This window comes from Kitasatospora sp. NPDC004799 (assembly GCF_040609095.1).
GTDB lineage: Bacteria > Actinomycetota > Actinomycetes > Streptomycetales > Streptomycetaceae > Kitasatospora.
The window spans coordinates 1-11,795 of the sequence record NZ_JBEXJK010000255.1 but is presented as its reverse complement, the minus strand read 5'-3'; the positions used below and the strand labels follow the sequence as shown (position 1 = coordinate 11,795).

The following is an 11,795-nucleotide window of genomic DNA, read 5'->3' as shown; positions in this document are numbered from 1 at the left end:
GGCAACTGCGGGATCAGCCTGTTCCCCGCGCTGCCCGAGCGGCTGCCCGACCTGGCCGAGCACCTGCGGGTCTCCTTCGGCCTCGGGCCGGTGCGGCCGGCCGAGGACTTCGACGCCTTCGCCGCCGGCCAGCGGCCCGAGCTGCGCCGCAACCACCTCACCTCGCTGGTCGGCCACGGCACGCTGCGCGCCGGGGTGATGGGCTTCGAGGACCGCCCGCCCACCCCCGGGGAGCTGGCCGCCATGTGCGGGCTGCTCGACCGGGCGCTGGCCCAGGGCGCGGCCGGGCTCTCCACCGGCCTGATCTACCCGCCCGGCGTCTACGCCGGCACCGAGGAGATCGTGGCCCTGGCGAAGGTCGCCGCGCGGCACGGCAAGCCGTACGTGACGCACCTGCGCGACGAGATGTCGCAGGTGGAGAAGGCCCTGGAGGAGGCGCTGGAGATCGCGGTGCGCTCCGGCGCCGCGCTCCAGGTCTCCCACCACAAGACCGCCGGGCGGCACGCCTGGGGCGCCACCCTGCGCACCCTGCCGCGGCTGGAGCGGGCCCGTGCCGAGGGCGTGGACGTGCTCTGCGACGTCTACCCGTACACCGCCGGCAGCACCGTGCTGCACGCGATGCTGCCGCCGTGGACCAGTGAGGGCGGGCCGGCCGCCCTGCTGGAGCGGCTGCGCGGCAAGGAGGTGCGGGACCGGATCCGGGCGGACATCGCGCACGGCGTCGAGGGCTGGGAGAACACCGTCGGCAACGGCGGCTGGGACCTGATCTCGGTGGCCGCGGCGCCGGCCCGGCGCGCCGTCGAGGGCCGCCGGATCGCCGACCTGGCCGCCGAGCGCGGCACCGACCCGGTGGACTACGTCTGCGACCTGCTGCTGGAGGCGCAGGGCGAGGTGACCATCATCAGCCACTCGATGCGCGAGGACGACGTCCGCCGGGTGCTGGCCAGCCCGCTGTCGATGATCGGCTCCGACGGCGTGCCCAAACCCGGCCGCCCCCACCCCCGTTGGGCGGGCAGCTTCACCCGGGTGCTCGGCCACTACGGGCGCGAGCACGGACTGCTGCCGCTGGAGCTCGCGGTGCACAAGATGACCGGCCTGCCCGCCGGGCGGTTCCGGCTGGCCGGTCGCGGCGTGGTCCGGGACGGCGCCGTCGCCGACCTGGTGGTGCTGGACCCGGCGGCCGTCCGGGACACCGCGACCTTCGAGCGGCCGCTGCTGCCGCCGGTCGGCGTGGAGACCGTCGTGGTGGCCGGGCGGGTCGCGGTGCGCGACGGCCGGCCGACCGCGAGCCGGGCCGGAGAGGTGGTGCGGGTCCGATGAGCCTCGCCCAGGTGGCCGCCGCCGCGCGCAGCTCGGCGGCGCTCCCGCTGACCCTGTCCGTCGCGGCCGTCGACGTGGACGCCCCCGAGGCCTCCGGCGCGGTCGGGGTGGAGGACACCGTCGTGCTGCCCGTCGCCAGCGCCGCCAAGCTGCTGCTGCTGGCCGAGGTCGCCCGGCGGCTGGACACCGGCGAACTGACGGCCGGGCAGCCGGTGGCGATCCTCCCCGAGGACGTCACCGGCGGCACCGGCCTGCTCGGCCGGCTGAGCCGACCCGGCTGGACGGTGGAGGACCTGGCCTGGCTGACCGCCGCGGTCAGCGACAACACCGCCACCAACGCGCTGCTGCGGCTGGTCGGCCGGCCGGCCACCGCGGCGCTGGCGAAGGGACTCGGACTGGAACGGCTCACCCTGCACGACCGGGTGCGCGACGAGCGCGGGCCGGGCGTCCCGCCGGTCTTCGCCACCGGCACCGCCGGGGACCTGGCCCGCCTGGTCGCCCATGCGGTCCGGGGCACCATGGCGACCCCGGCCGCCTCGGCCCGGCTGCTCGGCTGGATGCGCGCCAACACCGACCACGGCCTGGTGCCCGCGCTGATCGACCACGATCCGTACGCGCCCGGCTTCCCCGCGCCGCTGCCCGGCCGCCTGCTGGTGGCCAACAAGACCGGTACGGACACCGGGGTGCGGGCCGACGCGGGCGTGATCGTGGGTGCCCGGCGGGTGGCCTACGCCGTCGTCGCGCACTGGGACGTGGCGCTCGGGCCCAGCACCGAACGGGCCGCCGTGCACGCCATCCGGGACGTCGGCCGGGCCCTCGCGGCCTGGGCCCAGCGGCCTGCCCCGCACTGACCGGCGGCCTGATTCCCCGGAGCCGCCGGGGGGCCAGGCCGGGGGATCAGGACCACTGCATGTCGAGCAGGGCCTCGATCTCCCCGGCCGCGGCGCCGAGTTCGGCGAGGAAGGCCCGCAGCACCGGGTTGCGGTTGGTGGCCCGGGTGGCCACCCCGATCCGGCGGTGCAGCTGCGGGTGGTCCAGCCGGCACACGTGCACCCCGGCGCTCGCACCGGCGCTGTCGGCCAGGCCGAGCGCCGGGATCAGCGCGACGCCCATGCCGGCCCGGGCGAGGTTGATGGTCACCTGGTAGTGGTCGCTGCGGCAGCGCACCCGGGGGCGGAACCCCTCGGCCGCGCAGGCGCGTTCGAGCACCGGCTCGCCGGTGCTGCCGCCGTGGGTGCCGATCCAGCTCTCGCCCTCCAGCTCGGCCAGCCGTACCACCGAGCGCCGCCCGAGCCGGTGCCGCAGCGGCACCACGACCAGCTGCGGCTCCTCGAAGTACATCCGCACGTCCACCGCCGCCCGGCGGCACCACGGGTCCAGCGGGTGCTCGAAGACGACGGCCGCGTCCAGCCGGCCGGCCTCCAGGTCCGGGACCAGCTCGTGCGGCTGGCCCATGATGAGCTCCACCTCCACCTGCGGGTTCCCGGGGGCGAACGCGGTCAGCGCCCGGGGCAGCAGGTCCAGCCCGGCGGAGGCGAAGAAGCCGATCCGCAGCACGCCGGCCGCGCCCTGGGCGTGCGCCCGCAGGTCGTCCCGGGCGACGGCCATCAGATCGGCGATCGCCTGGGCGTGCTCGGCCAGACGGACCCCGGCGGGTGTCAGGCGCAGGGACTGCGGACCCCGTTCCACCAGCGCGACGCCCAACTCCTGCTCCAGGCGGGCGAGCTGGTGCGAGACGGCGGACGGGCTCAGGTGCAGGGCCTGCGCCGCGGCCACGATGGTGCCCCGGCGGGCGATCTCCAGCAGGACGAGCAGTCGGGCGCTGTTCAGCATCGGCCCAGGTTAGACGGCATGCGCCGGCTGGGCGACCTGCTCGGCGACCGGCACCGCCGGGCCGTCGGCGGCGGCCACGTCCAGCCGGAGCAGGTCGTGCTCGGTCTCCCGGCGCACCACCGGGCGGGCCTCGCCGTCCCGGACGAAGACCACGGCGGGCCGCGGCAGCTTGTTGTAGTTGGACGCCATGGCGTAGCCGTACGCGCCGGTCACCGGGGTGGCCAGCAGATCGCCGATCCGCAGGTCGGCGGGGAGCGCGGCGTCGTCGATGATCACGTCGCCGCTCTCGCAGTGCTTGCCGACCAGCCGGGCGCGCCACGGCCGGGGCGCCTCGGGGCAGCGCGGCAGGAAGGCCTCGTAGCGGGCGCCGTACAGGGCGGGGCGCAGGTTGTCGCTCATCCCGCCGTCCACACTGACGTAGGTGCGCACGCCCTCGATCCGCTTGACGGTGCCGACCCGGTAGAGGGTCAGCCCGGCCGGGGCGGCGATCGAGCGGCCGGGCTCGACGCCGACCGCGCCGCTCCAGCCGGCGCCGCGCACCGCCGCGCGGACCCGCTCGGCCCAGGCGGCGAAGGACGGGGCGCTCTGCCCGCTCTGGTACGCCACGCCCAGGCCGCCGCCGACGGTCAGCCGGCGCAGGCCGTGCTCCACCGCGAACCGGGCCACCGCGGCGGCGCCGTCGGCCAGTTCGGCCGGGTCCAGCACCTGGGAGCCGACGTGGGCGTGCACGCCCTCCAGCCGTACGGCGGCGGAGCGCTCGGCCCGGCGCACCGCGGCCGCGGCGGCGCCGTCAGCCAGGCCGAAGCCGAACTTGGAGTCGTGGCCGCCCGTCCGGATGGCCTGGTGGGCGCCGGCCGCGACCCCCGGCGCCACCCGCAGCTGGACCCGGGCCGGGGGCAGGCCCTCCTCGTGGTGCAGCCGCTCGATCCGGTCCAGCTCGTCGAAGCTGTCCACCACGACGTGCCGCAGGCCGACGGTCAGCGCGGTGCGCAGCTCGGCCTCGTCCTTGTTGTTGCCGTGCAGCACGATCCGGTCCGGGGCCACCCCGGCGTACAGCGCGGTGCGCAGCTCCCCGCCGGAGGCGACGTCCAGCAGCAGGCCCTCCTCGGCGGCGAGGCGGGCCATCGCGGTGCAGAGGAAGGCCTTGGAGGCGTAGGCGACGTTGTCCCGGCCGAAGGCGGCCACGGCCTCGCGGCAGCGCCGGCGCAGGTGCTCCTCGTCGTAGACGAACAGCGGCGTGCCGAACCGGCGGGCCAGCTCCTCCAGGAGCACCCCGCCGACGGCCAGGCCCCGGGGGCGGAACTCGGCGGTGAGCGGCAGCAGGCCCGGATCGACGGGCGGCAGGGCTGGCGACGCAGGGGACAAGGGTTCCTCCCGGGAGCTGGCTGGCCCCGCCCATCCTCGGCCCTGCGGGAGGGGGCGGGAAAGCGCATTGTTCCGGCCCTGAGCAGTACCGAAACCGATGCTCGTGCCATGGCCGGGCGTTGCATCCAAGCTTGTATCTACGGTGCTGCGGTGTGCTCCATGGCCGACACCCCGCCCCCGCCCGCGTCCCGGCCGCGGACCGCGCGTACGAACTGACCAAGGACCTCATCCTCGGCGGCGGCCTGCCCGGCGGCACGCTGATCAGCGAGGGCGAGATCGCCGAGCGCGCCTCGCTCAGTTACCGGTGAACTCCCCATCTACGCCGGGCGGTTCCTCACCGGCACAGCCGTCGGCATCGCGATGGCGGTCGGCACCAGCTGGGTCAAGGAGCTCTCCCAGGCCCGCACGACCCGGCTGCCGACCCGGGGGCCGGCGCCCGCCGCGCCTCGCTCGTCCTGACCCTCGGCTTCGGCCTCGGCGCCGGGGTGGCCGGCGCGCTCGCCAGCCTCGCCGTGATCACCCTCTCCGCCCGCCGAACCGCCCCCGACCCCTGCCCGGGTGCCCCCTCGTCCTGCTGATCGCCGGTCGGCTCACGATGCGAACCGATCACAGCGCGAAGCACGAGTGGCCGGGACGCGTCCGATACCGGTCGATCGACGGGAGGGCGGCATGGTCTGGGGGAGAATCACCGGGGGAAGGAGACACGTCGTGAGTACGGCACACCATGTCCCTGGCGACTACAGCACCGTCAGTGACCCCGAGAAAGCGTTGAAGTACGCGATCCGGCACATCGCGGGCGACCGTACCGAGATCATCGAGGGAGTCATCACCCCCAAGTCGCCGTCATGGGCGCACGAGTCCGCCGCCGAGATCGTCCGTCGCCAGCTCGGCCCCCGGATGGACGAGCTCGACCTGGTGTCCGGTTCCGGCAATCTCGATCTGCCCGGCAGCGAGAACTGGTACATCCCGGATCTGGCCATCGTGCCCGCCGAACTCGCCATCAAGACCGAGGGTGCGCTGCTGCCCGACCAGACCCTGCTGATCGTCGAGGTCAGTTCTCCGTCGAACGCGGAGACCGACCGTGTCGTCAAACGCCGTCGCTACGGCCAGTACGGCGCTCCGCTCTACCTCCTGGTCGACCGGCAGAACCGCAGCTGCACCCTCTACAGCGAGCCGACCCGCCTCGGGTACGCCGCCGAGAGCGGGCCCCACCCCTTCGGCACGCCCGTCCACCTTCCGGCGCCCTTCGACCTGGACCTCGACACCACGCGTCTGTAGCTACACCGCAGCCCCTTCCGGCGGGCGGGCGTGGGGTGGGAGGCCGGTGGTGAGGTCCTCGACCAGGAGGCGCCAGGCGATGGCGTCGGCGGCGGCGCGGAGTTCGGGGCTGCGGGGGCGGCCGGCGTCGGCGTCGAGGCGGGCGTTGAGCCAGTCGGACCAGGCCCGGGCGAGGGCGCGGACCTCCTGGGTGCCGGCCTCGGTGAGGGAGAGGCGGTCGCCGTCGCGGAGCAGGTGGCCCTCGGCGGTCATCCGGTCGAAGACCGGCTCCAGGACCTCGGGCGGCACCCGCTTGCGGGCGGCGACGAGGTCGAGCGAGGCGTGGCCGACGGCCTTGGTGTGGCCGGCCACCTCCATCAGCGCCCAGGCCCCGGCGAGGTCCACCCGGGTGCCGGCGGTGGAGACGATGGTCCGGACGGTGTCGAGGTCGACGCCGCGCACGATCTTGCAGACCGAGTACTCCAGGTGCGGGTCGGAGTCGGCGGTGGTCGGCTGGGCGAAGCCCTCGCCCATGTCGGTGGAGCCGGCCCGGGCGGTGTCGCGCAGCTGCACCTGCTTGAGGAAGAGCGCCACCACGAAGCCGACCACGGCCACCGGGATGGTCCACAGGTACACGGTGTGCAGGGCGTCGGAGTAGGCCTGGACGATCGGCGCGGCCTGGTCGGCCGGCAGCCGGTGCAGGCCCTGGGGGCTCTCCGCGGCGCGGCCCAGCACGGCCGGGTCGGCGCCGGTGAGCCGGGCGGCGGTGCCGATCCCGTCGGCGAGCTCGGTCTTCAGGCTGTTGGCGTAGATGGTGCCGAACACCGCGGTGCCGAAGGAGCTGCCGATGGTGCGGAAGAACGTCACCCCGGAGGTGGCGGTGCCGAGGTCGGCGTAGTCCACGGTGTTCTGCACGGCGATGGTGAGCACCTGCATGCTCAGCCCGATGCCGGCGCCGAGCACGAACATGTAGAGCGAGGCCAGCGCCGTCCCGGTGCCGGGTTCGAGCCGGGAGAGCAGGTAGAGCCCGACGGCCATCACGGCGGTGCCGACGATCGGGTACACCCGGTACTGCCCGGTCTTGCTGACCGCGTTGCCGCTCGCGATCGAGGCGATCAGCAGACCGAGGACCATGGGCAGCGTCCGGACCCCGGAGACGGTGGCCGAGTCCCCGTCCACGTACTGGAGGAAGGTCGGCAGGAAGGTCAGCGCGCCGAGCATGGCGAAGCCGACGATGAAGCTGAGCACCGAGCAGACCGTGAACACCGGGTTGCGGAACAGCCGCATCGGCAGCATCGGTTCGGCCGCCCGGGTCTCCGCCCAGCAGAACAGGCCGAGCGCCAGCGCGCCGCCGGCGAACAGGCCGATGATCACCCCGGAGCCCCAGGCGTACTGGTTGCCGCCCCAACTGGTCGCCAGGATCAGCGCGCCGGCGCCGGCCGCGACCAGCACGATGCCCAGGTAGTCGACGACCGGGCGGGTCGCCGAGCGGACCGAGGGGATGGTCCGGGCGGCCGCGGCGACCACCACGACCGCGATCGGCACGTTGACGTAGAACGCCCAGCGCCAGGACAGGTGGTCGGTGAACAGCCCGCCGAGCAGCGGCCCGATCACCGTGGCCACGCCGAACACCGCGCCGATCGCGCCCTGGTACTTGCCGCGCTCGCGCAGCGGGATGACGTCCGCGATCAGCGCCATGGCGGTGACCATCAGGCCGCCCGCGCCGATGCCCTGCACGGCCCGCCAGGCGATCAGCAGGGTCATGTCGGTGGCCAGGCCGCACAGGAATGAGCCGCCGACGAAGACGATCGCCGAGATCTGGAACAGCAGCTTGCGCCCGTACAGGTCGCCGAACTTGCCGGCCAGCACGGTGGCCACCGTTTCGGCCAGCAGGTAGGAGGTCACCACCCAGGACATGTGGGCGGCCCCGCCGAGGTCGGCGACGATGGTGGGCAGGGCGGTGCCGACGATGGTCTGGTCCAGGGCGGCCAGCAGCATGCCGAGCACGATGGTGGCGAAGACGACGTTCCGCTGCCGGACGTCCAGCACCGGCGGGGCGGAGGGCGCGGTCTCGGTGGCGACGGTCATGCCGTCAGCCTCCGGGGTGCGGGCGGCGGTCGCGATCCGGTTCGGCCGTTCGAGTGAAGTCGGGCGGGCGCGGGCCCGGTCGCGCTCTGGTTGCGCCCGCTTGTGCCCTCGCCGACGGCCGGCCCGGAGGCCCCGGTGGCGGCCTGGGTGGCGGCCTGGGACGGGCCGGGCGACGATGGGCCGGACGAGGCCGACCGAACCCGGCCGAGGGCGAACGAGGCCCGACGAGGCCCACCGTGGCCGACCGACGGCCGGCCGCGGACCAGGACGCCCCGGCCTCCGGGAAGAGGCTCCCATGAACGCCGACCCCCCGTGCAGCACCGCGCACCCGACGCGGTCCGGCGCCACCGCCGTGGGCGGCCGGGCCGCCGTCCGGCGCTGGCGGGCCCTCACGGTCTGCCTGGTCGCCGGGTTCATGACCCTGCTGGACGTCAGCATCGTCAACGTCGCCCTGCCGACCGTACGGGCCGGCCTGGGGATGTCCGACAGCGGCCTGCAGTGGGTGCTCAGCGGCTACGCGCTGGCCTTCGGCCTGGTGCTGGTGCCCGCCGGGCGGCTCGGCGACGCGCGCAGCCGGCGGGCCGTCTTCCTCGCCGGGCTGGCCCTGTTCACCGCGGCCAGCGCGCTCGCCGGGGCGGCGCAGAGCCAGGAGTGGCTGGTGCTGGCCCGGCTGTTCCAGGGCGCGGCCGGCGGGGTGCTGGTGCCGCAGGTGTCCGGCTTCATCCAGGTGCTGTTCCAGGGCGCGGACCGCGGCCGGGCGTTCGGCGCGCTGGGCGCGACCATCGGGCTGTCCACCGCCGTCGGGCCGCTGCTCGGCGGGCTGCTGATCCACCTGGTCGGCCCGCAGGACGGCTGGCGCTGGGTGTTCCTGGTCAACCTGCCGATCGGCGTCGCCCTGCTGCCGATCGCCCACCGGCTGCTGCCCGCGCCCCCGCCCGCCGCCCAGCGCGCCGGGCACCGGGACTTCGACCCGGTCGGCGTGCTGCTGCTCGGCGCCGGGACGGTCGCGCTGCTGCTGCCGTTCGTCCAGGCGCAGCAGTGGCACGGCTCGACGCGCTGGCTGCTGCTGCCGCTGGCGGCGGTGCTGCTGCTCGTCTTCGTCGGGTGGGAGCGGCACTACGGGCGGCGGCGCGAACCGCTGGTGAGCATGGCGCTGTTCGCGGTGCGCCCCTACGCGGCGGGGGTGCTGCTGTCGCTGGTGTACTTCGCCGGGTTCACCGCGATCTTCTTCATCTTCACGCTCTACCTCCAGGCGGGCCTGCACTACTCGGCGCTGACGGCGGGCCTGGCGATCACGCCCTTCGCGGTCGGTTCGGGGGTGGCCGCGGCGCTCGGCGGGCGCCTGGTGGGCCGGCTGGGACGGCGGCTGGTGGTGGCCGGTCTGGTGCTGGTGCTGACCGGGCTGCTGGCCTCCGCGCTCGCGGTGCAGCTGTGGTCGGGGCCCCGGGTGGGCTGGACGACGGCGCTGCCGCTGCTGGTCGCCGGGGCGGGCAGCGGGCTGGTGATCGCCCCGAACCAGACGCTGACCCTCCAGCAGGTGCCGGTGGCCCGGGCGGGCAGCGCCGGCGGGGTGCTGCAGACCGCGCAGCGGGTCGGCTCGGCGGCGGGCATCGCCGTCGTCGGCTCGGTGTTCTTCGCCCACGCCGCCGGTCCCCGCCCGGACTGGGCGCTGGCCTTCCAACTGGGCGTGACGGTCGCGGCCGGCCTGGTGCTGGCGGCCCTGCTGGTGGCGGTCGCCGACATGGCCTCGGGCCGGGGGAGTTTCCGGGCCGCCGGGCCGCGGGTAGGGGACGGGCCGTGACGGACGCCCGAACGGACTTCCTGGCCGCCGCCGGTGCGGCCGGCGAGCTCTTGCGCCGCCCCGAGGTGGCCGACTCCTGGCAGCGGCCGAGCGCGCTGGCGGGGTGGAGCGTCGGCGGGCTGGCCGGGCACCTGGCCTACCAGGTCCTCTGCGTACCGGAGTTGCTGGCCGCCGCCGTCCCGACGGAGCCGATGGTCGGCCTGCTGGACCACTACGCCCGGTCGGCCTGGGTCGGTGCCGCGCTCGACGCGGACATCAACGTCCGGATCCGGCAGGGCGGCGAGGCCTTCGCGGCCGACGGGCCGGCCGCGCTGCACCGCCGGCTCGCCACCGTGCTGCCGGAGCTCGCGGCCACCCTGGCGGCGGCGGACGGCACCCGGCCGGTGCGGCTGCCGTTCTGGGGGCCGTGGTCGCTCGCCCTCGACGACCTGCTGGCGACCCGGACGATGGAACTGGCCGTCCACGGCGACGACCTGGCGGTCAGCGTCGGGCTGCCGACCCCCGAACTGCCGTCGGGCGCCGCCGAGTCGGTGCTCGGCCTGCTCACCCGGCTGGCCGTCCGGCGGCACGGCCAGGCGGCGGTGCTGCGGGCGTTCAGCCGGGCCGAGCGGGCGCCGGGGAGCATCGCGGCGTTCTGACACTCCTGGGACGGTCGCTGACACTCCTGGGACGGTCGGGTCCCGGCCGGGCCGTCAGTGGTCCCGGCGGTGGATCGCGACCGCCGCGACGGCCACCGAGGCCAGCGACCACACCGCGAAGGTGACCCAGGCACCCGTGACGGTGGCCGGGTACGCGGACGGGCGCAGGCCCGCCAGGGTGGTCCGGGCCAGCCGCTGCCAGGCGGGCAGCGGCAGGGCGTGCAGCAGGTCGGCGGTCCAGCGGTAGCGCTCGGTGACCAGCGACGGGACGAAGAACAGCACCGCGACGGTGGCCACCACGGCGCCCGCGCCGTGCCGGAGCAGGGCGCCGAGGCCGAGCCCGACCAGTGCGCAGACCGGTCCGAACAGCACCGCCGCCGCGACGTACCGCAGCGCGACCGGGTCGGTGACGGACTGTCCGATGCCGGTCCCGGACAGGATCGCCTGGCTCGCGCCGAAGGAGACGCCGACGGTGAGCACCCCGTAGCCGAACAGCACGGCGGCCAGGACGCCGGCCTTGGCGGCGAGCACCGCCCGGCGGTTCGGCACGGCGGCCAGTGTGGTGCGGATCAGCCCGGTCGCGTACTCGCCGGTGACGACGGTCGCGCCCAGGCCGCCCGCGACCAGCATCAGGATGTCGGCGGAGGCGAGGTTGAACGCGTCGTTCAGCGCCACCTGCGCCATGAGCACGGGGTCGCCGTCCCCCGGCGTCCAGTGGTCGCGGGTGTACAGCGCGGACTTGAGGTTGGCGGCGACGATCGCCACGGCGCTGAGGCCGAGCACCCAGGGGACCGAGCGCAGCGACCAGAACTTGATCCACTCGGCGGCCAGCAGGTCGGCGAAGCGGGCGCGCGGCTCGGTGGTGCGGGCGCGTGGCTCGGTAGGGGCGGGACGGGCGGCGGTGCGGGCGGGGCGGGCGGTGGCGCTCAACGGGGCTCTCCGGCGGGGTACTCGACGCTGTCGGCGGTCAGGTCCATGAACGCCTCCTCCAGGGAGGCGCCCACGGTGGTCAGGGCGTGCAGCAACAGCCGCTGTTCCAGGGCGAGTTCGCCGATCCGGGCGGCGTCCAGGCCGCGCACCGCGAGAGCGCCGTCCGGGCCCGGGCGGACGTCCGCCCCGGCCGCCGTCAACACGGCCGCCAGCCGGCCGGGTTCGGCGGCCCGGACGGTGACGGCGGCCCGGCCGGCCCGGGCGGCGAACCCGCTCAGGCTCTCGTCGGCGAGCAGCCGGCCGCGTCCGATCACCACCAGGTGGTCGGCGGTGTGCTCCATCTCGGCCATCATGTGGCTGGAGACGAGGACCGTGCGGCCCTCGTCCGCGAGCCGCCGGAACAGCCCGCGCAGCCAGCGCACACCCTCCGGGTCCAACCCGTTCAGCGGCTCGTCGAAGAGCAGCACCGGCGGGTCGCCGAGCAGCGCCCCGGCGATGCCGAGCGCGGGGCCCCCGATACACTCGCACGGTCGCATCCGGAGCAGGCACGAGGGAAACAGAAC

The 11,795-nt window shown here is 75.5% G+C and carries 11 protein-coding genes; 6 read left to right on the top strand and 5 right to left on the bottom strand.

Annotated elements, in window-relative coordinates; translation table 11 throughout:
• Positions 1 to 1,320: amidohydrolase family protein (locus ABZW03_RS27230; RefSeq protein WP_355263525.1), on the top strand; the 1,320-nt coding region annotated here is incomplete at its 5' end.
• Positions 1,317 to 2,171, top strand: coding sequence for a serine hydrolase (locus ABZW03_RS27225; RefSeq protein ID WP_355263522.1), 855 nt, complete (start codon positions 1,317 to 1,319; stop codon positions 2,169 to 2,171). The genes ABZW03_RS27230 and ABZW03_RS27225, both read left to right, overlap by 4 nt.
• A gap of 46 nt (positions 2,172 to 2,217) precedes the next feature.
• On the opposite strand, the gene ABZW03_RS27220 is transcribed toward ABZW03_RS27225, so the two are convergent.
• The gene (locus tag ABZW03_RS27220) at positions 2,218 to 3,153 is read right to left on the bottom strand and encodes a LysR family transcriptional regulator (protein WP_355263519.1); all 936 of its coding nucleotides are present in this window, start codon (positions 3,151 to 3,153) and stop codon (positions 2,218 to 2,220) included.
• 9 nt (positions 3,154 to 3,162) lie between these two features.
• Positions 3,163 to 4,518, bottom strand: a complete 1,356-nt coding sequence (lysA, locus tag ABZW03_RS27215; RefSeq protein ID WP_355263516.1) for a diaminopimelate decarboxylase — start codon at positions 4,516 to 4,518, stop codon at positions 3,163 to 3,165.
• A gap of 152 nt (positions 4,519 to 4,670) precedes the next feature.
• Between lysA and ABZW03_RS27210 the strand changes: the two genes are divergently transcribed.
• Complete coding sequence (locus ABZW03_RS27210) at positions 4,671 to 4,826, top strand: hypothetical protein (RefSeq protein WP_355263513.1); 156 nt, start codon at positions 4,671 to 4,673, stop codon at positions 4,824 to 4,826.
• Positions 4,827 to 5,226: 400 nt separating this feature from the next.
• The gene (locus ABZW03_RS27205) at positions 5,227 to 5,796 is read left to right on the top strand and encodes a Uma2 family endonuclease (protein ID WP_355263510.1); all 570 of its coding nucleotides are present in this window, start codon (positions 5,227 to 5,229) and stop codon (positions 5,794 to 5,796) included.
• On the opposite strand, the gene ABZW03_RS27200 is transcribed toward ABZW03_RS27205, so the two are convergent.
• Complete coding sequence (locus ABZW03_RS27200) at positions 5,797 to 7,863, bottom strand: MDR family MFS transporter (RefSeq protein WP_355263507.1); 2,067 nt, start codon at positions 7,861 to 7,863, stop codon at positions 5,797 to 5,799.
• Between the two features lie 295 nt (positions 7,864 to 8,158).
• Between ABZW03_RS27200 and ABZW03_RS27195 the strand changes: the two genes are divergently transcribed.
• Both ABZW03_RS27195 and ABZW03_RS27190 read left to right on the top strand, forming a co-directional pair.
• Entirely contained in the window at positions 8,159 to 9,664 is a 1,506-nt protein-coding gene (locus tag ABZW03_RS27195; RefSeq protein WP_355263504.1) for an MFS transporter, read from the top strand.
• On the top strand, positions 9,661 to 10,302 hold the full coding sequence (locus tag ABZW03_RS27190; RefSeq protein WP_355263501.1) for a maleylpyruvate isomerase N-terminal domain-containing protein: 642 nt from the start codon (positions 9,661 to 9,663) through the stop codon (positions 10,300 to 10,302). Before ABZW03_RS27195 ends, ABZW03_RS27190 begins: the two co-directional genes overlap by 4 nt.
• 54 nt (positions 10,303 to 10,356) lie before the next feature.
• Here ABZW03_RS27190 and ABZW03_RS27185 read toward each other — a convergent pair whose 3' ends face one another.
• Both ABZW03_RS27185 and ABZW03_RS27180 read right to left on the bottom strand, forming a co-directional pair.
• Positions 10,357 to 11,232, bottom strand: a complete 876-nt coding sequence (locus ABZW03_RS27185) for an ABC transporter permease (RefSeq protein ID WP_355263498.1) — start codon at positions 11,230 to 11,232, stop codon at positions 10,357 to 10,359.
• Positions 11,229 to 11,795: AAA family ATPase (locus ABZW03_RS27180; RefSeq protein ID WP_355263496.1), on the bottom strand; the 567-nt coding region annotated here is incomplete at its 5' end. The genes ABZW03_RS27185 and ABZW03_RS27180, both read right to left, overlap by 4 nt.